This window comes from Mucilaginibacter sp. A5337 (genome assembly GCF_059690695.1).
Window position 1 is genome coordinate 973,483 of the sequence record NZ_JCAWEC010000001.1, and the last position, 24,134, is coordinate 997,616.

Annotated in this window: 16 protein-coding genes; 7 read left to right on the forward strand and 9 right to left on the reverse strand. The window is 43.7% G+C overall.

Annotated elements, in window-relative coordinates; translation table 11 throughout:
* Positions 1-9: 9 nt before the first annotated feature.
* The 3 genes from AC59JO_RS04035 (at position 10) to AC59JO_RS04045 (ending at position 2,654) form a co-directional block, all read left to right on the forward strand.
* Positions 10-552, forward strand: coding sequence for a hypothetical protein (locus AC59JO_RS04035; RefSeq protein WP_413669311.1), 543 nt, complete (start codon positions 10-12; stop codon positions 550-552).
* 88 nt (positions 553-640) lie between these two features.
* A complete protein-coding gene (locus AC59JO_RS04040) occupies positions 641-2,071 on the forward strand; it encodes a serine hydrolase domain-containing protein (RefSeq protein WP_497303559.1) in 1,431 nt (476 codons plus the stop codon).
* 1 nt (position 2,072) lies between these two features.
* A complete protein-coding gene (locus AC59JO_RS04045; RefSeq protein WP_497303561.1) occupies positions 2,073-2,654 on the forward strand; it encodes an imm11 family protein in 582 nt (193 codons plus the stop codon).
* 119 nt (positions 2,655-2,773) lie between these two features.
* Here the strand turns inward: AC59JO_RS04045 and AC59JO_RS04050 are convergent, their stop codons facing one another.
* The 3 genes from AC59JO_RS04050 to AC59JO_RS04060 are packed head-to-tail and all read right to left on the reverse strand — an operon-like array spanning position 2,774 to position 8,561.
* On the reverse strand, positions 2,774-3,901 hold the full coding sequence (locus AC59JO_RS04050; RefSeq protein ID WP_413669314.1) for an efflux RND transporter periplasmic adaptor subunit: 1,128 nt from the start codon (positions 3,899-3,901) through the stop codon (positions 2,774-2,776).
* Positions 3,894-7,139, reverse strand: coding sequence for an efflux RND transporter permease subunit (locus AC59JO_RS04055; protein WP_413669315.1), 3,246 nt, complete (start codon positions 7,137-7,139; stop codon positions 3,894-3,896). The genes AC59JO_RS04050 and AC59JO_RS04055 overlap by 8 nt, the downstream gene beginning before the upstream one ends.
* A gap of 18 nt (positions 7,140-7,157) precedes the next feature.
* Complete coding sequence (locus AC59JO_RS04060; protein ID WP_413669316.1) at positions 7,158-8,561, reverse strand: TolC family protein; 1,404 nt, start codon at positions 8,559-8,561, stop codon at positions 7,158-7,160.
* 89 nt (positions 8,562-8,650) lie between these two features.
* Between AC59JO_RS04060 and AC59JO_RS04065 the strand changes: the two genes are divergently transcribed.
* The 4 genes from AC59JO_RS04065 to AC59JO_RS04080 are packed head-to-tail and all read left to right on the forward strand — an operon-like array spanning position 8,651 to position 11,370.
* A complete protein-coding gene (locus AC59JO_RS04065; RefSeq protein ID WP_497303564.1) occupies positions 8,651-9,601 on the forward strand; it encodes a LysR family transcriptional regulator in 951 nt (316 codons plus the stop codon).
* Positions 9,555-10,805 carry a family 8 glycosyl hydrolase gene (locus AC59JO_RS04070; protein WP_497303566.1) on the forward strand — a complete coding sequence of 417 codons (1,251 nt, stop codon included), beginning with the start codon at positions 9,555-9,557 and terminating at the stop codon, positions 10,803-10,805. The genes AC59JO_RS04065 and AC59JO_RS04070 overlap by 47 nt, the downstream gene beginning before the upstream one ends.
* 35 nt (positions 10,806-10,840) lie before the next feature.
* Positions 10,841-11,068, forward strand: coding sequence for a hypothetical protein (locus AC59JO_RS04075; protein ID WP_497303568.1), 228 nt, complete (start codon positions 10,841-10,843; stop codon positions 11,066-11,068).
* Positions 11,065-11,370, forward strand: a complete 306-nt coding sequence (locus AC59JO_RS04080; RefSeq protein WP_497303570.1) for a type II toxin-antitoxin system RelE/ParE family toxin — start codon at positions 11,065-11,067, stop codon at positions 11,368-11,370. The genes AC59JO_RS04075 and AC59JO_RS04080 overlap by 4 nt, the downstream gene beginning before the upstream one ends.
* A gap of 7 nt (positions 11,371-11,377) precedes the next feature.
* Here AC59JO_RS04080 and AC59JO_RS04085 read toward each other — a convergent pair whose 3' ends face one another.
* The 6 genes from AC59JO_RS04085 to AC59JO_RS04110 form a co-directional block, all read right to left on the reverse strand.
* Positions 11,378-12,688 carry a flavin monoamine oxidase family protein gene (locus AC59JO_RS04085; protein ID WP_497303572.1) on the reverse strand — a complete coding sequence of 437 codons (1,311 nt, stop codon included), beginning with the start codon at positions 12,686-12,688 and terminating at the stop codon, positions 11,378-11,380.
* Positions 12,689-12,912: 224 nt separating this feature from the next.
* Positions 12,913-15,702, reverse strand: a complete 2,790-nt coding sequence (locus tag AC59JO_RS04090) for a glycoside hydrolase family 2 protein (RefSeq protein ID WP_497303574.1) — start codon at positions 15,700-15,702, stop codon at positions 12,913-12,915.
* Positions 15,703-15,980: 278 nt separating this feature from the next.
* Complete coding sequence (locus tag AC59JO_RS04095; protein ID WP_497303576.1) at positions 15,981-17,537, reverse strand: FG-GAP repeat domain-containing protein; 1,557 nt, start codon at positions 17,535-17,537, stop codon at positions 15,981-15,983.
* Positions 17,538-17,554: 17 nt separating this feature from the next.
* The gene (locus AC59JO_RS04100; protein WP_497303578.1) at positions 17,555-19,120 is read right to left on the reverse strand and encodes an FG-GAP repeat domain-containing protein; all 1,566 of its coding nucleotides are present in this window, start codon (positions 19,118-19,120) and stop codon (positions 17,555-17,557) included.
* A 15-nt stretch (positions 19,121-19,135) separates the two neighbouring features.
* Positions 19,136-20,458 carry a vanadium-dependent haloperoxidase gene (locus tag AC59JO_RS04105; protein ID WP_413669323.1) on the reverse strand — a complete coding sequence of 441 codons (1,323 nt, stop codon included), beginning with the start codon at positions 20,456-20,458 and terminating at the stop codon, positions 19,136-19,138.
* A gap of 10 nt (positions 20,459-20,468) precedes the next feature.
* On the reverse strand, positions 20,469-24,083 hold the full coding sequence (locus tag AC59JO_RS04110) for a VCBS repeat-containing protein (RefSeq protein ID WP_497303580.1): 3,615 nt from the start codon (positions 24,081-24,083) through the stop codon (positions 20,469-20,471).
* Between the last annotated feature and the right edge of the window lie 51 nt (positions 24,084-24,134).

Here is a 24,134-nt window from a genome sequence, read left to right on the forward strand (position 1 = left end):
GTTTCAGGTATGAAATTTGATTTTAAAACATATCTGAAACATACTTATAAAACTCAGTTGGTTTATCTTGCTGTTATCGTCGCCTTGTATATTTACGACAATGACAACCTTATTTTCCTTTTATTTTTCCCATTCTCGTTTATACAGGGCTATTATCGCTATCAGTACAAACTAACCCAGGCCGAAAAACTTAAGGCCAAAGGTCTCACCGAAGAAGATATGGAGAATATCAGCTTTGTAAAAAAATGGGAACACGCCCGCAAGCGTGGTATTTGGAACTATTGCATTATCGATGGTGGATTTATTGCCGGTTTAGCTTTATCTATTATAAGCAGTATGATCTGGTTTACGTTGAGCGGAAAAACCGACTTCCACGCCCTTCTTGCCGAACCAATAGATATGTTTGCTTTTATTGGTTACAATTATATAATTGGAGCAGGTATTGCCGTTATGATATTTCGCATGAAATGGAAATACAACGAAAAACGCTTTATACGCTTAACCGATCCTTTGGCCAATAACTACTTTGCCAAAGATTACCAGGATATTTAAAGTCAATAGCCTTTAGTCGTAAGTCTAATTCCTTTTACTTCTGACTAAAGACTAAATGACATTTCAATATAACACGAAATTACTTTTCATGAAATTAAGGTTCTGTTTTATCTTACTTTTATTTACCCCGGGCATCACCTTCGCCCAAAGCCATCAGCAATATAAAACCGACTCGGTATTTGTGCTGGTGAAAAAATTCTTCAACACCAAGCAAGCCGACTCTATTTACGCCTTAACCGGCCCAAACTTCAGGCATGCGGTAAGTGCAGGGCAGTTCCGAAGCCTTAGCGAGCAACAATTATTTCCTTTAAATGAGATCAAGGGCTCAACCGTTATCAGTTTTGTTAATAACAAAGTGAGCACGTATAAGCTGGTATTTCAGTCTGTAACGCTGCAACTGCTCATGAGCCTCGACGCAGGTAATAAGATAGAACTCTTCCTGTTTCAGCCCTTTAAAGATGTTACTGCGGATAAAACCACACAGGTACCCACATCCAACAAACTGCTCAATACGATGGATAAACAGGTGGATGAAATTGCCCGTCCGTACATTCAAAAAGCAAACACCGTGGGTCTAAGTATAGGTGTATTCAAAGACGGGCAGACCAGTATATATAACTATGGCGAAACGGCACGCGGCAATAATCAACTGCCAACAGCGAATACACTTTTCGAGATCGGTTCCATCACCAAAACATTTACAGCCACTCTATTGGCCTATTACGCCAATGAGGGTAAAGTAAAACTAACCGACCCAATCACCAAATACCTGCCCGATTCGGTAAAAACCAATGCAGCATTAAACGCCGTAACCCTCCAAACCTTAAGCAATCATACATCCGGGTTGGCCCGGATCCCTGAAAACCTTCAGTTCGATTCGGCCAGTGCGGCTAATCCTTATAAAAGTTATAATAAGCGATTGTTATACAGCTATTTGAAAACCTGCAAACTCAATAGCAAGCCGGGCGAGCAATATGCATATTCCAATTTAGGAGTAGGTTTATTAGGGACAATATTATCGCAGGTAAGCGGTAAAACATTTGATCAGATGGTGCAGGAAGTGATTTGCAGTCCGTTAGGGATGAAAAATACGGTACAACATTTAAGCGCTTTACAACTCTCTCACTTTACTAAAGTATACAGCCAGTACGGTGATGCAACAGTAGCCTGGGATTTTAACGTTCTTGCTGCCTGCGGAGCCCTGCATTCAACGGTAAATGATCTGCTGATATATGCAAAGGCCAACATGATCAGTGGCGCTGATAAGCTATCAAAGGCCTTTGAACTTACCCATCAAATAACTTACAGGAAGGATGCCAAAATAGCTCTTGGCTGGCATATTATTTTAGTTGATGGCGTTGAATACATTTTCCATAACGGAGGCACATACGGCAGCAGCAGTTTTTTAGCTTTTAATGCCGATAAAAAGCTGGCAGTGGTTGTGTTATCAAATGCAGCTGAAAGTACAGACGCTGTGGGGACGGGGATTATTAAGAAGTTGCAGTCCGAAGTAAAATAACATGAATATTTCTGATTTTTATACTATCGATACCAAATTTTCATCGAAGACATTTCACACCGAACCTGTTGATGCCGTTACAGTGATGACCCGGTACGATGACCTAATAAAAGGAGACTTTGAAGAAATTAAATTTCCTTTAAAGTTTCAACAACAATGGGGCAATAAACTTTTAGATATTTTAAATACAGGCACGCCAAGTTTATATCTGATTTCTAATAAGCTTAAAACTTTGCTTCAGGAAAAGCAAGTTACCGGCTGGACAAGCTTTGAAATTGAATTACTTGACAAAAAAGGATTGGAGGTTAAGGGATATTATGGATTTTCTGTTACAGGAAGATGCGGGCCGGTGGATGAAAACAAGAGTGAGATTATAGCAAAGCATTTTGATAGCGGGTTCATAAACCATTACCGCAAAGGGCTATATATAGGCCTCGACCAATGGAATGGAAGTGATTTTTTCTACCCGGATGGAACATCCCACCTAATCACTACAAAAAGGGTAGTCGACATTTTAATTGATTATAAAATATCAAATGTTCAATTTGAAAATCTTACAGAAATTGAAATGATGATTCTGTAAACAAAAAGAGCCCAAAAACTTTTCAGTTTTTTGGCTCTTTTCCTCCCTCCGCACTATTCAGGTAGTTGATTTTGAAGAAGAAATTTTCAAATCTTCAAATCAACAAATTTTCAAATTAATTAATACTTCAAAGTCGATCCGTTCCTGATCTCATCTGATGCTGCTTTTACCAGCTTGTCATCGGCTTTCAAATCGCCACCGAAGATCTCGATGCTATCGCCGTTAGTCAGGCCTTTTTTAACATCAACCCAAACAGCTTTATGATCGACAACCTTAATTACAAAAACTTTTTCGGTTGAAGTTGCTACAGCTGATTTTGGCACTACATATGTACTGTCGCCTGCCGGTAGTGGTACGCTAACTTCGGCAAACATATGCGGGATCAGTTTTTTGCTTTTATTGTAAACGTCCATTTCCAGGCGTTCGGCACGTAACTTTTCGTCAAGCGCGCCTGCTATACGTTTTACCTGCGCGGTAAACTTTTCGCTTGGCAATGCCCTTACCGTAAAATTAACTTCGCTTTTGTTGCTTAGCGCGCCGGTATAAATTTCCGGTACAGAAACAACTAAACGCATCCTGTTTTGATCCTGTACTGTAAACAACGGATCAGTGGTTTTACCTCCCGGGCCAACATAGGCACCCAGGTTAACATTACGACTGGTGATCACGCCATCAAACGGGGCACGGATCTCCAGGTAAGCCAAATTAGCCGATACTTCCTTCAAGCCGGATTTAGCAGCATCAACGTTAGCCAAATCGGCATTCTTTTTAGCTTCAGCCTGCTCCAAATCGTTTTGTGAAACAGTACCGGGAGTTTTGCTGGTGCTTACCAACCTGTCGTAAGTAGCTTTACTGGCAAAATAAACAGCCTCATATTGCTTGATGCGTGACTGAGCCGCTGCCAATTGCGAGTTAATTTCCGGTGCTTCAAGCACAGCTAAAAGCTGGCCCTGATGTACCTCCGAGCCAATATCAACCAAAAGCTTTTTAACATAGCTGTTGGTTTTGGCATACAGGTCAACTTGTTGGTAAGGGATCAGCTCACCCGGAATGGTGATAACACTGCTTAACCTGCCCTTAGTTACCGGCACTAATTGTACAGTTGGGGTTTCAACAGCTGCCTGCTGTTGTTCCTCTTCCTGCTCCTCCTTTTTTTCGTTATCATCTGAGTGGCAGGCGCTCAGGGAGCTTACTGCCATAGCTAAAACAGCAAGCAGTAATATTGATTTATTTTTTAGCTTATTCATGATGGTGCAAAGGGACATAAAATTTACTTTCTTTATCTTCAGGGTCTAATGAAACAGATTGTGTGCTGGCATTGCCTTGTACCCAGGCAAAAACCAATGGCAATATCAGCAATGCTGCAAAGGTAGACGCGATAAGACCACCGATAACAGCGCGGCCCAATGGTGATGTTTGATCACCACCTTCGCCTAAGCCCGATGCCATAGGGATCATACCTACAACCATCGCCAAACTGGTCATCAATATCGGGCGTAAACGTAAGGCTACTGCTTCACGTGCTGCTTTCAAGGCGTCGCCATTGTGTTTGCGGAGCTCCTCAGCGTTGGTGATCAACAGTACAGCGTTTGATATAGATACACCCACCGACATGATCATACCCATATATGATTGCAGGTTAAGCGTAGCCCCTGTTATTTTAACCAGTAACAACGAACCAAACAATACCGCAGGTACCGTTGACAGTACCACAAATGATATTTTAAACGACTGGAAGTTAGCTGCCAGCATCAGGAATATCACCAATACCGCCACAACCAAACCGCCCTGTAAGCTATCAAGCGTAGCTATTAAAGTTTGGCTAAGGCCATGCAATTCAACTGTTAAACCGCGTGGAGGGGCGCCCAATTCATCAAGAGCTTTCTGTACATCGCGGGTAGCTGTGCCCAGGTCTTTTTTGTTGATGTTAGCTGTTACCGAAAGCGTCGGCACGGCACCTACGTTATCGTCTTCACCAAAAGTGGTTCCTGTTTTAACATCGGCAACGTCTCCAAGTACAGGGCGGGCCTGGTTGGCCAGTACCGGGATCTCTTTCACATCGTTCAGGCTGGCCATCTGATATTCCGGAACCTGTACCTGCACAAGATAACTTAGGTTCGATTTCTCATCAATCCAGTTATTCTTTTCAGTAAACCTTGATGATGATGTTGACGCTATCAGTGAACGTGATATATCATTCAAACCTACACCTAATTGCGCCGCACGCTGCCTGTCGATATTGATATCGATAGTAGGATAGTTAAACGACTGTCCTATCTGCACATCGCGCAGGTATTTGATGCTTTTTAGTTTTTCAATGATCTTAAACGCGTACTCAACGTTTTGCTTTTTGTTTTTACCGGTAAGTGCAACCTCAATAGGTGTTGGCGAACCCTGGCTCAGAATCTTGTCCGTTAATTCAATCGGCTCAAACGATAATTTAATTTCCGGCAATTGCTTAGCCATCTGATACCTGAATTTTTCTTTCAGATCATCGAGATTAACCTTATAATCCTCTTTCAAACTCACCTGCATAACAGACTCCTGCGGACCCGCCATGAACAGGTATATAGGGTTGGTTGAGAATGATGACGGGTGCGAACCAACAAATGTCGATGTGATTTCAATATTCTTCTTGCCTACTATATCGCCTAAAATACGTTGTGCTTTAACAGCAACAAGTTCGGTACGCTCTAAACGTGTACCGTCCGGGGCACGCAGCCTCACCTGGAAGGTTCCCGAGTTTACTTTAGGTAACACGTCGCGACCAATGGTATTGAGCAGTAGTACTGCCAGGGCAATTGCAGCTACTGCATAAACAGATACAATCAGCGCACGTTTAGGCAGCATGCGGTCCATCAGGCGCATAAAGCTATCCCTGAATTTATCAAACCGGGTAGCTTCGTGGCCTTTATGCTCAAGTACCGCCTTCATGGCTTTCTCTTTCTGCTCCCATGGCTCACCTTCATCTTCTAAAGCGAAACCATCTTTGTGGCTGTGGTCTTCGTGTTTGTTGATCATGATCCAGTTGGCCATGATAGGTACAAAGGTTTGCGCCAGGAAGTAAGATACGATCATGGAGAAACCGATAGCCAATGCCAGCGGCAGGAACAACGCTCCCGGGATACCGTTCATGGTAAAGGCCGGTGCAAACACCGCCAGGATACAGAACAGGATCAGCAATTTAGGGAAGGCGATCTCCTTACAGGCATCCCATATAGCTAACGCCTTAGGTTTACCCATATCAAAGTGCTGGTGAATATTCTCGATGGTCACCGTCGACTCATCCACCAAAATACCGATAGCCAGCGACAGACCGCTCAGCGTCATGATATTGATGGTTTGATGCGCCAGCGACAGGAAGAAAATTGCCGAAATAACGCAGGTAGGGATAGTAAGGATCACGATAAGCGCGCCGCGTTTATCACCCAAAAACAACAATACCATCAAACCTGTCAGTACCGCACCAATCGCCCCCTCTTCGGCCAAACTTTTCACCGCGTTGATTACGTAAACCGACTGGTCAAACACAAACGACAGTTTCACATCCTCCGGTAACAAAGCCTGGAAGCGGGGAAGCGCTTTTTTAAGGTTTTGTACCACATCCCATGTTGAAGCGGTAGCCGATTTGGTGATAGGCAGATAAACCGAGCGTTTGCCGTTGATAAGCGCGTAACCGTTGGTGATATCGGCTCCATCTTCAATAGTGGCCACATCTTTCATAAACACGGTTTGAATACCGTTTTTATATAGCGGAATATCGCCAAAATCCTGAACCTTCTTAATGGTAGTATTAGCCGGCGACAGGTAGTTATAATCACCTATACGCACGTTACCTGCAGGCGTGTTCTGGTTATTCTCACGCAGGGCAGCCACAACCTGGTCGGGGGTTAAGTTGTGCGAGCGTAACAGGTTAGGGTCGGCTTTGATCAGGATGGTACGTTGGTTACCGCCAAAAGGCGCCGGAGCAACAAGACCCGGAATTGAGGTAAATGATGAACGTACATAAACCAAAGCATAATCGAGCAACTCGTTATTGCTTCGGGTAGCGCTGCTCAACACCAGCTGACCAACCGGCAGCGTTGAGGCATCAAAGCGCAAAATAAAGGGCGGCTGCGACCCCTGAGGGAAGCTGGCCTGCGCCCGGTTGGTATAACTCGTGACCTCCGCCGCGGCCTGGGCCATATTAGTGCCCTCGTAAAAAGTAACTTTAATTAACGTTAAACCCTGTATATTTTTCGTTTCGATACTTTTTACGCCCGACACGAAAAGCAACAGGTTAACATATTGCTTACCAAAGTAAGCCTCCATTTGGTTTGGGGTGAAACCGCCGTATGGGTGCGATACATATATAACCGGCAGGTTAAGATCGGGAAATATATCGATCTTGATAGTCCGCACCGCATTTATACCGAAGAAGAACAGCCCGGCTACTATAACCAATATGGTAATTGGTTTTTGCAGCGCCCCTTTTATCATTCCCATTGTATATGTGTGTAACTGTTAAAAATTATTGATGAATAACCCAAAATCGCCGGTGGCAGCCGATTTGAACAGCAATGCCTGCCATACGTTGTTAAGGGCTATATATTTGTCAACCTCGGCCCGGTTAAGGGTATAAAGCGCCTGTGTAAAATCAACTATGTTTGATAGTCCGTTTTTATACAGTGTATATTTTTGAATGTAAGCGTTATTTGCGGCCGAAACTTCAACCGGTACTTCGTTTACATTTTTAAGGGCATTGCCTATGCGTGTTTCTGCAAGTGTACGCTGTGCTTCCAGTTGCTTATCAACCAGTTCGTAGTCGTTTTTCAATTGCTCTGATGTGAACTTTTGTGATTGAACCTGGTAGTGGGTCCTGAAAACGCTGGTAAAGTTCCAAACCATGCCAATACCAAACAGATAGTTATAACGGGTAGGGTCAACACCTGCGCCGTAACTGCTGGTATAACTTGATTGATCAACACCATAGTCTGACTTAAAGCCTGAGCCCCTGCCCTGGTAAACACCAAACAAGCTAAAGGTAGGCAAGGCAAAGGTGCGAAGGTATTTAGCCTGCTGATCGCTCACATTCACCCTGTTTTGATAAAACTTTAAAGTTGGGTGATCGGTTGCAGCAACAGCACTTAAAGCTTCCAGGTTGGTTGGCTGTTTGGTAATGAAAGCGCTATCCAGCTGAAACTCCTGTGCCGGAATACCTAAGTAAATAGAAAGCTGATTGCTTTGGTCCTGCACAGTTTGCTGTGAGTTGGTTAAAGCAATCTTGGCGTTAGATACTTCGGCATTAGCCAGTGATGAATCCACTCCTGGATTTAAACCGTTCTTTACGCGGGCAACCACTACTTTTTGTAAGTCCATAGCGCGGTTAAGGTTATCCTGCTGCGCCTTGGCAAGCTGCTGTGCTGCCAATAGATTTAGATACGTAGCTGCAACGCGTACCTGGTGCTGAAATTGCTCCTGTGCAAGATCAGTTTCGTCGCGCGATACGATGGTTTTCTGTACGCCGATCCTTTGCTTTGATCTGCCGAAGGCGAAAAAGTCCCAGCTAACGTTGGTTAAATACAGAGCGCCAAAAGCGGCGTTCCAGTTCTGTTTGGCCAAAGCTGGCCCCGATGAGGATACCGACAGGCCACGATAACCATACGATGGTCCGTTTTGGCCGTTCACTGTTCCGTAGTCCTGCTGCGCGGAAAAATTTACGTCCGGCAGATACTCCGTTTTTGTTTCTTTGAGGTATGCCTTAGAGGCGTTAAGCTGGTTTGCCTTCGACTTGATGGAAGCATAGTTAGCAAGGGCCATTTGTTCAGCATCCTTAATGGAAAGGACTTTTTGCTGAGCTTGTACGTGTAAGACATATGAAACACTCAAAAAAAACAGGAGTAATTTTTTTGAATTTGTGTTTAACATGAGGTGTATTTTATACACAGCAAATGTATACCTATATGATTCATGAAAAAAATGAATTAATTTTGTGTAAATCATTAGCAAAACTAATAATGAATATTGCATTACATCATTTCAGGTTAGTTGATACCATTTCAAAAGAGGGTTCGCTGACCAAAGCAGCAAGCGCTTTACACCTAACTCAATCGGCCCTGAGCCACCAGTTAAAAGAGCTGGAGAAGGAGCTGGATATTGAGGTGTTCCATCGCCAGGGAAAGAAGCTTCAGCTTACCGAAGTGGGCTATCGTTTCCTACGAAGTTCGGAAAAAATATTGGCCGAAATACGCACGCTTGAAGAAGATATTAACAACTATAAAAATGGCAAAACCGGCAAGCTAAATATCAGTATGCAATGCTATACCGCATACCACTGGCTGCCCGGCGTAATTAAGGATTTCAAGAGCCAATGGCCTGATATTAATATAAATATAGTTTCGGATGCCAGTCGCCGACCGCTCGAATATCTCATGCGCGGCGACCTTGACCTGGGCATTGTGCGCACCCAAATGGTGAACACCCAGATAGTGTATGAACCCATTTTTGAAGACCGCCTGATAGCCATTTTACCGGCCGATCATCCGCTGGCAAAAAAGGCTGTTATTGACATCTGCGACTTCCAGGACCAGGAGCTAATCCTGGCCCTTTATGACCCCTCATACCAGGAGACTCCGGTCATCGAAACGCTCATCCAGGAGCAGCATGTAAAGCCCAAAACTTTGAACCGGATCCACTACACTGATGCCACTATTGAGATGGTAAATGCAGGCCTCGGAATTAGCGTTATGGCCGACTGGATAGTGAAGCCATACCTCCCCGGTAAACACATTGTTACAAAACCATTACATCACAGCATAGCAAAACGCACCTGGTACGCCGCTACATGTAAGGATACGCCGGTAATTCAAAACTTTTTGGCCTGTTTAAAAAACCATTTCTGCAAAACCGAGCTATTATGTAATGATGTTGAAGAGGTTGCTGCTTACCCCGAACTACGTGCGATATAGTCTACTGCTATTTTTGATATTTATACTTAACGGCCTTCATGCACAGGTTGCATTAAGGCCGTTTCCGCAACATTGCAAGTATACCGCCGGTACTATTAAGCCTAACCACCTCAGTCAGCAGCAATTGGACAGGCAGGTAACCAGTTTTTACGATCAATGGAAACGCAGGTACATTAAACCCGGCTGCGATAAAGACCAGTTTTATGTTTGGTTTGAAAAGCCCGGTAAAGAGTGCGTATCCGAAGGGCAAGGTTATGGCATGATCATTACCGCGCTAATGGCCGGTTATGATCAACAGGCAAAAACCATTTATGATGGCTTGTATAATTATTACAAAGCCCATCCAGCCAAAGCATCTCCTTATTTAATGGCCTGGGCCCAGCTAAAAAACTGCAAAAACCACGACCGGGATGCTGCCACCGACGGCGATATGGATATAGCATACTCCCTTCTGTTAGCTGATAAGCAATGGGGAAGCAAAGGCCATATCAACTATCTGCAGGAAGCTAAAAACACAATGACTGCAATTATGCGCTATGAGATCAACTCTAAAACATATTCTGTTTTACTGAGCGATGGCAGCGATGGAGATAGCGAAGATTATTATGATATGCGCGCATCTGATTTTATGCCTTCCAACTTCAAAGCATTTGAAACCGCATCAAAAACCGGCAAATGGCAAAAAGCCATCGACAACAATTACCGGTTATTTAGTTATCTACAGAAAACTTACAGTCCGGATGTTGGTTTGGTACCCGACTTCATAAGGGGGATAGATAGGAAAGCCCGGCCTGCCCAACCTAAATACATGGAATCGGTGTACGATGGTTACTATAACTACAATGCGTGCCGTGTTCCCTGGCGGATAGCAACCGATTATTTGTTATATGGCGACAAACGCGCAAAAGCTTTTGTAACCCCGATAAACCAATGGATCAGGCAAACTACCAATGGCAACCCTGATAATATTTCGGCCGGGTATACGCTTGAAGGTAATGATATTAAAGGACGATACTTTGAAGCGCTGAGCTTTATAGCGCCATTCGCTGTATCAGCAACGGTTGATCAGAGTAATCAGCAATGGCTTAACAAAGTTTGGGATTACCTTGTGGCGTTTAAATTGAAGGACTACGATTATTACGACAATACCATCAAAATGCTGGATATGATTATTGTGAGTGGCAATTATTGGAAGATTGAATAAATTGATACAGACGAATAAATTAGTTAAATTTGATTATGCTTACAGTTCAAGTAAAATTATCCGTAGAAGACATTATCAATTCATTACCCGATTTGAATGCTAATGAAGTTGATAAACTTCAGAAAGCTATTGCTGTATTGAAAAACGAAGAAGCATTACAACAGGCGATTAACAAGGGCTTAGAAGATATAAAACATGGCAGGGTAACTCCGCACGACGTGGTAATGCAGGAAATTAAAGCGAGATATAATTACAAGGCGTGAATTTCATGGTTTTGTGGTCAGACAAGGCCAAATCAACTTATCTCGAAGTAATTGAATATCTGGAATATAAATGGACAGAAAAAGAAATTAATGCGTTCATTTCCAGAACTGACGGCGTAATCATTAAAATAAGCAATAATCCTTTTCTATTTCAACAGCATAAAGATGATACCTTAATCAGGCAGGCTGTACTACATGAAAATATTTCACTCATATACCAAATTTCAGAAGATCAAAAATTAATTAACCTGATTACATTTTGGGATAACAGACAGAACCCAACTAAACTAAAAGTAAAATAACGCTGTCTTACTCATACCCCAATAACATTTCAGCAGCCCTCAACCCACTGGTAAGTGCTGCTTCAACAGTTCCCATAGCTGTACCTTCATACAGGTATTCGCCGGCGAAAAACAGGGTATCACCGATTGGATGACTTAAGATCTTCCTTGCCCCGGCTGTTTCAACGGTATCATAACTATAAGACCCGCGCGCGAATGGGTCCACTGTCCAGTTGATTACATTCCAGGTGAGGAGTTTTTCTTTCAGCCTCGCAATAGCTATCTTAAAAATATTGGAGATGGAGCCAAGCGCTTCTATCAAAACATCCTCGTCGCTGGTATTTAAACGTGCAGCTGCTGGCGGACCACCTAACCAACCGGTGAGCAGTGGGCGATGTACAGGCATCTGAGTCCACCAAACCGGGATGGCTTCGTTTGAAAACAGGAAACCCATATCTTCCAGATCGGCACCGGTCATTTTCCGGGTTTCATCGCTGTACCAAAATGCCTCATCAAACTCAAGCAAAACTTTGATTACAGCACCAAAACCAAGTGCTTTAAGAGCATTCACATAATAATCAACCGGAGGATCAAAACTCAATGTACCTTTCAATCCGGCTTCAGCCTGTAAAATTCCAAGTGGTACGGCCACAAGCAATTGCCGGGCCTGGTAAGTTATCCCGATATCAGTGCTTACCGTAACATGGTGTTTTCCCCAATCAATATCTTTTGCAACAGCATTAAGGTAGATATGCCCGCCTGCCTGCTTAAACTCATTTGCCAGGTAACTGATCAGCACACAATAACCACCTTCTACACGGTACTGTGCATCCTCATGCTCATTTTGCCACTCTTTACGGATAGAAAACGCGCTCGCTTTTTTAGGATCGGCGTTGTCATAGCCAGATACATAACCCCGTACAGATTCACGGAGACCTGCATATTTTTCGCCTGAAAACTCCTGCTGCATGAATTCATCAATGCTCATATCATGTTTCAGCTGCATAATACTTTCCAGGAATTCATCCCAATGTTCAATTACATGCCCCTCGGCCAAAAACTTTCCGTCATCATATTTCCACATAGAGGCCGAGGCCGGGGTATATTTAATGCCGGCTTCATTAAGCAAACTTTGGGTAACCGGTAAATCGCCATGAATAAATTCGGCGCCCAACTCTGCTGGCTCTAAAGAGGTACCATGTTCCAACGTATGGATCCGGCCGCCGAGCCGGTTACGTCCTTCAAGCAACACAACATTCTTTCCCGCTTTAGCAAGCGTACGGGCCGCCATCAAGCCTGCCGCTCCCCCTCCTATGATAATTACATCCGTATTTTCCATATGCAAAATGTGTAGGGCAAGATAAGCAGATTTTTAAAGCAGAACCTGTATAGCAAGTCATTCTTAAACAAAATTTAACTTTAAAAATGGTTAGGCACAAGTCACCTCATTCACAATCAACCACACAAGACTTGCGCCAAGTACAGGATGATTTTGGGCATTAGATAAAATAACGAAGGCCAGACAAAATACCCGGCCTTCATTGTTACATATTATTAAAAGTTTTACTGTAAAGCTATTACCTGCTTATCCAAATTCCAGCCTTCAAGCAGCACCGTTGGTTTTACCATGCCCAGTTTAGCTACCGGGGCGCTAACCGATACCGTGATACTTTCATGTGGCGCCAGGCTAAAATAATTGCCTGTCCAGTAGCTTGGCATTACCTCTTCACCGTTTTTCATCAATTGCGGGCGGACAAAGAATGCCAATTGATTGGAGTTATTGGTAAACTGCATAGTCCATTTGCTTTCGCTTACTCCTTTTTCAGCTTTGATCACCTTGCCCTGCACCTGTGCATGTTTCATATCGTTCAAGGAAGTAAAGTCATCAGTGGCCGATAACCAGTAAACATTATGCGATACCGTTTTGCCTGCCACATTAGTCAGGTTCAACACCACGAAACTTACAGCTTTGGTAGCGGCAAGTGCATCTTTGAGCTGGATCACTTCCTTAACACCAGTTTGCGCTAATCCTATATTGCCAACTTTTTCCGATTTGATCAGCTTGCTGTTAATATCGTAAATATCGGCCGTTGCAGTTAAGTTGCCGGTTGCGTGATGTGTACGATTGATGATCGCTATTGACGAATTATCATAATTATATTGAATGTGAATTGGTTCACAGGCATTTTGCATGGTGTAGTAGCCTGCGTTAGGTTCCAGGTACCAATCGTAGATCTGCCATATTACACTTGGCAACGCCGCATTCAACTTCCAGAGCATTACGCCACCGGTTTCGTTCAGTTTGTGACCATCGGCTTCAAAAATGCCCTGGTACCCTACAGCGTTCATAAGCTGCATCTTGTCGGAGAAATTAACGATGCTGCTTGGCTTGCCATACCTTTTTGCCATTTCCTCATAGTATTTATCATACTTGCCTGCCCCTGTAGCTGCGTCATGGTAGCCCCATGAATTGTTGAGCGGGAACGGCAAATTGGTATCCCAAACCAAATTAGGAATGATTTTTGGCAGGGTTGTATAAGGCGGCTGAGAGGGTAAACCTGTTTCGTCTTTAAATACCCAATCTTTAGCCGCATCCGCCAGTTTATAATATTCTTTAGGATCTTTCCAATCATATGGGCCGCCGCTATAAACACCTGACGACATATCATCAGGCCATGAACCCTTCCAACCGGCAGGCAGTTTGGCAAAACCCGATGAGCTTGGAATGAACGGACGCGTGCCATCTAAAGTGATGATATCATTGCGCATTACGTCATATAACTCTTTACGGGCATGCCCCTCGTTACCACCTGTCCACACCAGTAAGCTTGGGTGATTGCGGATGCGATAGATGGTACTTTCTACGTTTTTAATAAACACGTTACCTTCTAACGGCCAGTCCGGCGAACCTTTAAATTCGCCCTGGGTATCGCCGGTGATCCAAAAGTCTGACCATACCATCTGCCCGTACTTATCCGCAGCATTCCAGAAAGCATCCGGCTCGGTAACGCCGCCACCCCAAATACGCACCAGGTTTACGTTAGCGTTGCGGCACAGGTGCATCTCATAATCATAACGGGCCGAATCGCGGTTTACCATCATATCCGGTACCCAGGCACCGCCTACCAAATGCACTTCTTTACCATTTACATAAAACTTACGGCGCACAAAACCATTGGCTGTAGTTTCGGCTTTTGAAGCCACCTTACGGATTCCAAATACAAAAGTGGTATCATCGCTTACGGTCGCTCCTTCAGCATATTGAAGGCGAATACGGTACAGATTTGCTTTACCATAACCATTAGGCCACCATAATTTAGGCTGACGGATCATCAGCTGGTTAATCTTATCGGCATTTAACTCAACACCTTTTTCCGACCCCCCGGGTACAACCACAGGCTGACTAAACTGTACAGGCGCACCAACAAAGTTTTCGGGCTTGATGCTAACAGTTAGCTTACCGCCATGCGTTGCCGCGGTATTGTTGGTTAGCGTTAAGTTTAATGAAAGTTTAGCTATACCTGTGTCGGGCAGGTTTGGCAAATCTGTAACCAGTTTTGGTCTGCCGATAGTTACCGCACCACTTGTGCGCAGAAAAACAGGCTGCCAGATACCCATATTACGGTCGCGCACCGGCGGGATCCAGTCCCAGCCCGATGAACAAAGCATGGTAACGTTTTTCCCGATATCTCCTGTAGGGCCGCCATTTTCGTAAAACGGACCGAGGGCCTTCAACTGTTCCTTTGCGGGATAGCCCGGGTAATCAAGCGGGTAAATTTTTACGGCAAGTGCATTTTCAACACCTGGTTTAACAGCATTACTTACATCCAGGTTGTGTTCGGCAAACATACCGGCCATTTGGGTACTGTCGGCAATCTGCTTGCCGTTAAGCCATACAGCTGCCCGGTAGTTGATTCCCTTAAATATCAATTGGAAACGGCGGCCTTTATCTGCAGCCGGCACTTTAAAAGTAGTGCGGTACCAATATGGCTTTTTCCATGGATTAGGATCGTTAGGCAGATGGCTATATTGCTCCAGGTTATATTCTTTATTAAACTGGTCGGAGGCATCGGGGATCAGCATATTATTAAGGCCCTGATATGGGTCGGGATAAATGTGATTAGCCACCAGCCCGGTAAGTACCGTAGAGGGTACTTTTACAGGGAACCAATATACCGGCGAGTGGTATTGTGTACTGGAAAGTTCGGTGCCAGATGCACTTACCAACGCCGATGATTGCAGATCGAAATTGCTTAATTTAACTTGTTTTACAACTCCTGATTGTGCCGATACAAAGGTGGGCAAAAAGCAGGCAGTTATTACGCTTAAAGCAGAGCGGATACTTTTGTTCATTTAGTATATCAATAAATAAGTGTGGTAAAACTACTTAACATACAACCAGATACAGCTGTACTTATTTATCAATTTGTTGTACAAATGATACGTTTTGGGGCTTTAGTAAAACAATTTACCAGTTTGCTATCACATCTCCCCGTCCTTATAAAAAGTTTAGCGGCAATATTGCGTTAAAAAGCAAACCCATGTTAAGCGCTCGTTACAAACGAGCGCAAGAAAGCATATGTTTGTGAGGACACAAACACCGGAGTTAGGCAATAGCGTGTGTAATAATTTTACTTTCGAATAGTTTTATTCTGCAGCACAATGATAGGCTCGTACAGGTCCCAGTTGGGTTTATAATCCTTTTGGTTCATGAGGCCCTGTGCTCCTACCGAAAAATTGCCCAAAACAATATCGGTATCGCCATCGCCGTCAATATCACCGGCGTCCATCGAGATCCACCGGCCTAATAAATTAATGGGGACTTCGCGGACTTTAAACTTGCCGGGACTAACCTGCTCATGATAGGTGAAACCTTCGGTGGGGTGATATTTATAATCCGGGAAGAAAGCAATCACAGCCAAATCAAAATCACCGTCTTTATCAAAATCGGCGGCTATTGCTTTTGAGCAACCATTAATGTGGTAAAAATAAGTTTGCTTAAATTTCCAGTTACCCTGGTTGGTAAAAATGTAAACCCCATGATATGGTTTAAATATGGGTGAATAATCGTTATTATCACCACAGGTGTACACAATATCAAGTTTGCCATCGTGGTTAATGTCAACTAATTGAAAACTGCTCGAGCCATAAACAGAGGGGAAATGCATGATATTTTGAGTAGTAAAGCCTCCCTGTTTATCATTTAAAAAGAGCCAGATCCCTTCATCGGCCTGGGCAAACAGACAGGCAATATCGGGCCAGCCATCGCCGTTAAAATCGCCGGTATAAACTATTTCCGGCCCGGGAACTGCGCGAATAATCTTTCTTTTAAACGTATGATTGGCCTGCTGCTGCAACAGGAACAAGCCGCCCCGGTCACGACCGAAACCGCAGCTTACATAATCCATCAGGCCATCTTTGTTAAAATCGGCTGCTGCGCTTTTAACCGGGCGTGGCAAGCTATCGGCCATTAAAGTGGTGTCTTTTGTCTTTTTGTCGAGATTAATATGTGTTAATGTTCCCTTGAGTTGATCGTTCGGCGGAAGAATCCCGATACAAGTGATTACGGCGCTGTTGGGTTCCGTTGCGGATTGATAAAACACGGCATCCGTTATGGGCGAATGGAACTTTTTAACCAGGGTAGCGCTGAGGTCACTATTCCAACGGTAAAGTTTGTTGCCGGCATCGCCTGTATAAAAGTACTTATCAACATCGTTAAACTTAACCATAGTGGTCATGGCCTCTCCCGAGTTGATATCGACATTAGCAGGCCTTTTTACCGAAAATATAGCCGAATCGGATACAGCATCAGGCTTAGGAATTTTTAGCTTTTTGGGTGAGGCATATCGGTAATAAACAACAATCTTTGTCCAGTCGGCAAGTGAAAGCGCGGCCCTCGACCCGGCTATATACTGATCCATAAAAGGGCGCATGCCAAGTTTTGTCCCCATGGCAGGCAGGATATACTTATCCCAGGTAGCGCTATCCAATAAAGAAGCATCGGGTGGTTCATGGCAACTTCCGCAATGTTGAAAGGCTGTTTTTTTTGCATCGGCCAAAAGCTCTTCGTCGGTCGGTTCGTTATCGCCGCAACTCTTCCATACTACTACTACAATCACAACAAACAGTGCTGTTACCAACAACAGTATATTACGTCTTTTTACCTTCACCCCTCCTGCTTTCCTCATTTACAATTTGGTACAGCTTATTTTTTGGTATGATTTTCCAATACTATCAGCGGCAGGTGCTGATCCCAGTTAGGTTTAAAACCATCCTGAAACATAAAACCATCAGCATAATTACCTAATACAAGGTCGGGTTTGCCATCCTTGTTAAGGTCGGTCACTTCCATGCACATCCAGTGACCAAGCTGACTGATCGGTAAAGCATGAGGCTTGAAATCAAAAGGCCTATCTTGTTCAAAATAAATAAACTCTTCGGCAGGCGTATTTTTCATATCGGCGAAGAAAGCTATCGTTGCTATATCGATATCACCATCGCCGTCAAAATCGGCAGCAATTGCTTTTGTACAGCCATTTATGGGGTAAAACCAGCGTTGTTTAAAGTTCCAGTCGCCGGTATTGGTAAAAATATATAAACCGTGATATGGTTTCAGGATCCGCGAATCGCGGTAGTTATAGCCGCAGGTTAGTACCAGATCAAGTTTGCCATCATGATCCATATCAACCAGTTGAAAGCTGCTTGAACCATATACCGGCGGAAAATGCAGCAGGTTCCTCAGTGTAAAACCTCCTTTTTGATCATTCAATAATAACCAAAGGCCCTCATCGCCGCTTCCTGTCAGAAGCATTACATCTGTCCATCCATCATTATTAAAATCGCCGGCTAAAGCTTGTGCAGCACCTGGCTTATCATAAATAGTTTGCTGCTCATAAGTATGATCTTTATTTTGCTTAAGCAGATAAACGCCGCCTTTAAACTTACCCTGCCCGCAAACCACAACATCCTGTAAACCATCTTTATTAAAATCGCCGGTTACGGTACCCACAGGGCGGGGCAAGTCAGATGCTATATAAGTTTGATCGTTGTTAACGTGCTGTGCATCAAGGTTCGCCTTAACTACCTTGCCATTTGGAAAATCAATTGGCGCCATACGGCCAATACAGGAAAAAAAGCCCACATTGTTGCCAACACTATCCTTACCAAAACTAACCCCAACTGCCGCCGAAGGCAGTTTTGCCAGGGAGTCCATTTTTAAATTACTGTCCCAGGTATTCAATTTTTCATCTACCGCATCGGCACTGTACATACGCCCGGTAGCTGCATTGGTGGCCAGCATAGTGGTAAAAGCAACGTAATTGACCGGTGCGGGCTTTTTAAGCGTAAAACCAGCCCAATCATTTATTAGGGGGATAGGCTTTTTAGCGGGTAATAAAGTATCCGGCGCTGCTTTTTTATAATAGGCTAATATGGCTGTCCACTCGGCGATGGTAGCACCAGTGGTATCCAACGGATCATTTTTATAGTACGACGAGCCCCCATATGTTGAAATATGCAACAGCGGAGCCATATTAACCAGCGCATGATTAAGCCAAACATCTTTGGGCAGCGCATCAACCGGCACTAACGAATGGCAGCGGGTGCACTTTAATTGTACCAGATTTTTGCCGTCGACTATAACATCGCCGGTAAATTTGTAAGGTTGATATGCCGGCTTACGCTTGCAGCTATTTATAAGCGTTAAACCAGCCAGTAATGCAGAAAATGAAAAAAGGTATGATATGGTTAATAAGCTCTTTTTAAAAATCATAAAATAGCCCGGTCCTTAATTTTTAAGTTTTAATTTTTTCCAGATGTATTCGCCTACCTGTTTACCTTGAACTGCACCCTGATTAACGCTATTGCGGAAGTGAATCCCGCCGTAAAACCTGCTTATTGAAGTTTCGTCGGCAGCTTTCAAAAATGAGTCGAAATGGCGCTGCATACCTATATAACGCAAATCGCTCGTATCCTGGTAAGCAAAGTTATCGCCAAATAAATGCGTAAGTACCACGGCTGATGCACCGCTGATATCGCTATGCCCACTTGGGTATTCGGGGAATGGCGGCGTTTGCAGCATCGGCAGCCAGTCGTGATCAATTTTATCGTTGATGATGGTTACCGGCCTTATATAATTAGTTTCATATTTAACCTGCCAGCCGCAAATAAAGGCATCAAACAAAGCAATTGAGGTAAGCGCATAGGCCTGGGCAGTTTTTACAACATCGGCGTGAGTTTGCTTGCAGGCAATTGCGGTTACGCCAATCCAATGACCACCGGGGGTAATTTTTTTGTTGGCAAACATCATGTGGCCGTTATGCTCAATAACAAATGGATTATCGTCCCAGAACTTTGCAATAGTTTTTTGCTCGGGCGTAATGTTTTTGCTTTGGTTATATACCTCCATTGTTTGTTTAAAATACTCGCTGTTTTTATCCTCACTAAAAGCAGGTGGCGGCGGTAACGGAAACATGGTTGAGGTATCAACGGCGAAAGTATGCATAGTACCCCAGCAAAATTCAACGCCATCCAGGTAATCGGGAGGGGTAGGATGCCAGTTACCGGGATTATCGTTGCCTAAAAACCTTGGCTTGCCACGGGTTTGGGGATAATTATCAACCGCCGCCCTTTTTAAAATGTATTTGCCAATTTTTTCGCCAAATGCCATTGAGCGGGCATAGGTTGAATCGTCCAGGTTATCTTTATACATGGCATAAACCTTAGCCTCATATTTTTTGAGCGAATCGATAGAAAAGGTAACCTTGTGGGCAACTGCAAAAAAAGCAGATGTAGCTGCAAGCGTGTAATTATATTTCACCCCGGCCTTTGGTTCGGGAGGTTTGCCAAAGCCCCGTAACTGGGCTGTAATTGAATTATACCCAGGGCTCGAATAACGGATAGCTTCATAAGCCGCCAGTGAAGTATAACCATAGATACGGCTTGCAACCGGAGGGCTGAATACATCATAAATAATAACCTGCGTAAGCTGATCAACATTATTGTGAATAACATCAGCATCTTTAATCAGGTTTATCTTTTTAGGTTTACTTCCGCAACCTAAAATAAGGGCACAACCTGCAAGGGCTACAAATATCTTAAAGCATCTCATTTATAATAGTTTAGTTAATTGGTACATCCCGGTGATGGCCATAGCTGTCGGTTATGGTTACCGATGCCATGTTATCATCAATATTAATGAATCTGCCCGATTGCGACAAGAAAGAATTGCCATTATAAAACTCCTGTTTAGCGGTTTTACCATTTTTGTATTTTATAGTTGCAAATGCATCAAGCGGCTGCAGGTTATACGTTTTAACAGGCCTTTTCAGTTCAAATAACTTCATAGCGTCACGGTTTTGCGTGGCGGCCAACAAGTAACTGCCGCCGGCCCCTTTAAGTTTAACCAGGGCCTTGCCATTGCCTGGTATGTAAATACCGCTTTGCATAATACTAAGTGGTTTAAAGCCTCCTTTGCCATCGCCTTTAAGCAGTAAACCATTAAAAGCATCGTAACGGCCGGTTGCTACTTCAGTTCCGTAGTCATTACCATTCAATGCAACGTCAAGATTGCCATCACCATCAAAATCATCAACAGCAATGCCGCATAGTTCTGACATCTGCGCTTCAACCGGCAACGGAATAGCCGTAAACTTCCCTCCGCCATCATTACGTAAATAAACCGACTGCAGGTAGTTTACTTTTAACCGGATAGCACCTTCACGCATTTTTGGCGTTATCACCGAATCCATAGTGGCTGTAGCAAACGAGCGGTAATTTTGGAACTTGATGCGCATACTAATCATTTGCTTCACAATATCATCGCGACCGAAAGCCGGAAACTCCTGGAGCTTTCCATCCTGATCTTTCAGGAAAACAGACGGGAAAGCATCATAGCTGCCGTTCTTGTCAAAATCCTTGGCCGTAATATAAATCGGGTATTGATCGGTTGCTTTATAAAAAGTATTAAGGCCGGTATTACCCACAATATAATCTGTATCGCCGTCATGGTCAAAATCGCCGGAGGCAATGGTGTTCCACCAGCCAAGCATATTTTCAACGCCGGTGCTTTGTGTTACATTTTTGTATACGCCGTGATCATTTTTAAGGAAGGTGATCGGCATCCATTCACCGGTAAGGATCAAATCGGGCCAGCCGTCATTATTAAAATCGGTAAAGGTGGCATCGCAAACCAGGCCTATATTATTCAACTCCTTTGCTGCGGATGCAGATACATCAGTAAACTTAATAACTCCGTTTTTGCTATCGTTGCGCAAAATAAAGCTTGATACCGGTTTAGGATAATTCCAGGGCTCAACACGACCAGAAACAAACAAATCCATTTTACCGTCACGGTTTATATCCGCTGCTTTTACACATAGCTTGCTGGTGAGGTTTTTAGGCAGGGCATCGGGCTGTAGTTTAAAGTTTCCTTTGCCATCATTAACATAAAGCCTGTCCTGGTAATTTGACGAACCGGGTTCGCTTTCAAACCCGCCGCTGGCAACATAAAGGTCAAGATCACCATCGCCGTCGGCATCAAAAAGCAGCATACCTTCGTCCTTCACCCTTACAGGCGATATCATATGTGCCATATCGTTGGGGTTGCCAACCGCGATGATAGCTTTAGGCTGAGGCACTAAATCGCGTTGAATAAATTTACCGCTGGCCTGCTGTAATAGCAATTGAGCCGGATATTTGGTAGTACCACCAACTACCATATCGTCAAAACCGTTGCCATCTACGTCACCAACCGCTACAGCGGGTGTATATTCTGATAATTTGTGCGGAAGCAGCTTTTGAACGTTAAAATCAATATAATCCTGATCGTTATGTTTATAGGTTATTCCCGCCGATTTGGTTACATCTTTAAACAAACTGGTGTTATCAACAGAAGGTTGTTTGTTACTATAATCGAGCTTTGCATCGGCAATTTTAACCTGGAGTGTCTGATTTGTTTTAACGTTGGTAAGCACCTGTTTTTTACCATTGTCCCAACGGATCACTACCGAATCCAGCTTAGATACTTTACCTAAACCAAAATGAGCAATATTCTGTATGGTTGATAAATAACCACGGTAAGGTGTATTTTCATAGTACTGATGCTTGCCATGATCGTAATAAATATCGGCAAAGGCACCAAGACCGTTCAGATTTTTGGGGCTACCATGAAATTGTATATGTAAGTAGTTGCTACTGTTTATTGCACTTTTACGGGAAGTGTTTTTGTAGATGAATGCCTCGTCATTGATATTGTTAATAACCATATCCATGGTACCGTCATTATCCAGATCGGCATAGGCACATCCGTTTGAAAAAGAAGGAACACCAAGCCCCCAGCTTTTGGTTACGTCTTCAAACTGCACACCATTAGTATTGCGAAAGGCGTAGTTAGGTATTTTTACCACCGGGATCTGGTCAAGCACCTGCTGGGTTGACGCTACCGAAAAAGCCATCTGCCTGAAAGTTATAAAATCATGGTCGGTTACATCACGCGGATAGCCATTAGTTATGACAATATCGCGGTAGCCGTCATTGTCAAAATCAGTTATCATAGGTCCCCAGCTCCAGTCTGTTTGCCCAACACCGCTTAAAAACGCCACGTCACTAAAGGAAGGATCTCCAATGGAATCATTGCCACCAAGCCGCGGGCCGTTGTTTAATTGTAAAGTATTACGGGTATACTGGTACTGGTATTTATACCTGTCAAAATTTTGAAATATCTGGTAATTATTTGGCGGCATGAACATCTTTTTCCGGTAGTTATCCTCGGGGTTCATGTCAACCTCGAAAACATCTGCAAGGCCGTCGTTATTCACATCCTCAATATCCTGCCCCATAGAACTAAATGCAGTATGTTTAAAATACTCCTGTACCTTATCGGTAAAGGTGCCATTGCCGTTATTGATGTATAAAATGTTATCGGTTAAAAAATCGTTGGTTACGTAAATATCTTTCCAGCCATCGCGGTTAATATCTACTATGGTGGCAGCATGACCGTAGCCTTCAGTACCAATGCCCGCCTGTTTGGATACATTGGTATAAACCGGATGTTTTAATACCGGGTTCCAGTCGCAACGATAAAGCTGCCCTGTGCTTCGGTGGGTGCCGTTTGTAATTATCGGCCTGAAAGTGCTTTGATTATCACCCGCCACGGCCTCGTTAACGGTGAGGTACATGTCCAAATCGCCATCGTTATCATAATCAAAAAACGATGCCATAGTTGAGTGAAGCCTTACATTAAGGCCGTACTCCTTAGCCATTTCTTTAAAGCGAGGTATACCGTCTTTACCTATTCCCTGGTTGATGTAAAGCAGGTTAGTACGCTTAACCGAATCATCAAGCAAAGTATAGCACACATATATATCCATAAGGCCATCATTGTTAATATCAACAACAGCCACTCCCCTGCCCCAGCCACCGCTGCCGCCAACACCTGAGGTTGACGTAACGTCGTCAAACCTCATATCGCCTTTGTTAAGGTATAGCTTGTTTGATGTGGTATTGGCAACAAAGTAAATATCCTGCAGCCCGTCGTTATTAAAATCGCCGATACCTACGCCGCCGCCATTGTAAAGGTTAAGTTTGGTAAGCGGGTTTATGGCATCATTTTCAACAATTTTATTATTGAAGGTGATTCCGGAGTGTGAAGAAGGGATTTGTTCAAAAAGTGTTGCTTTTTTACAGGCACCAAATAAAACGGCAACCAGGCATACGAGGGGAAAGGTGTACTTCATTATTGGTTAGTAAACTATAAAAAAAGGTGGAGATAATTATCTCCACCTAAA

Bases quoted from the DNA above. Each gene is read 5' to 3' on its own strand.
- AC59JO_RS04045 (WP_497303561.1), top strand. From the start codon at position 2,073: ATGAATATTTCTGATTTTTATACTATCGATACCAAATTTTCATCGAAG.
- AC59JO_RS04065 (WP_497303564.1), top strand. From the start codon at position 8,651: ATGAATATTGCATTACATCATTTCAGGTTAGTTGATACCATTTCAAAA.
- AC59JO_RS04075 (WP_497303568.1), top strand. From the start codon at position 10,841: ATGCTTACAGTTCAAGTAAAATTATCCGTAGAAGACATTATCAATTCA.
- AC59JO_RS04070 (WP_497303566.1), top strand. From the start codon at position 9,555: ATGATGTTGAAGAGGTTGCTGCTTACCCCGAACTACGTGCGATATAGT.
- AC59JO_RS04085 (WP_497303572.1), bottom strand. From the start codon at position 12,688: ATGGAAAATACGGATGTAATTATCATAGGAGGGGGAGCGGCAGGCTTG.
- AC59JO_RS04105 (WP_413669323.1), bottom strand. From the start codon at position 20,458: ATGAGATGCTTTAAGATATTTGTAGCCCTTGCAGGTTGTGCCCTTATT.
- AC59JO_RS04090 (WP_497303574.1), bottom strand. From the start codon at position 15,702: ATGAACAAAAGTATCCGCTCTGCTTTAAGCGTAATAACTGCCTGCTTT.
- AC59JO_RS04110 (WP_497303580.1), bottom strand. From the start codon at position 24,083: ATGAAGTACACCTTTCCCCTCGTATGCCTGGTTGCCGTTTTATTTGGT.
- AC59JO_RS04100 (WP_497303578.1), bottom strand. From the start codon at position 19,120: ATGATTTTTAAAAAGAGCTTATTAACCATATCATACCTTTTTTCATTT.
- AC59JO_RS04055 (WP_413669315.1), bottom strand. From the start codon at position 7,139: ATGGGAATGATAAAAGGGGCGCTGCAAAAACCAATTACCATATTGGTT.
- AC59JO_RS04060 (WP_413669316.1), bottom strand. From the start codon at position 8,561: ATGTTAAACACAAATTCAAAAAAATTACTCCTGTTTTTTTTGAGTGTT.
- AC59JO_RS04095 (WP_497303576.1), bottom strand. From the start codon at position 17,537: ATGAGGAAAGCAGGAGGGGTGAAGGTAAAAAGACGTAATATACTGTTG.
- AC59JO_RS04050 (WP_413669314.1), bottom strand. From the start codon at position 3,901: ATGAATAAGCTAAAAAATAAATCAATATTACTGCTTGCTGTTTTAGCT.
- AC59JO_RS04040 (WP_497303559.1), top strand. From the start codon at position 641: ATGAAATTAAGGTTCTGTTTTATCTTACTTTTATTTACCCCGGGCATC.
- AC59JO_RS04035 (WP_413669311.1), top strand. From the start codon at position 10: ATGAAATTTGATTTTAAAACATATCTGAAACATACTTATAAAACTCAG.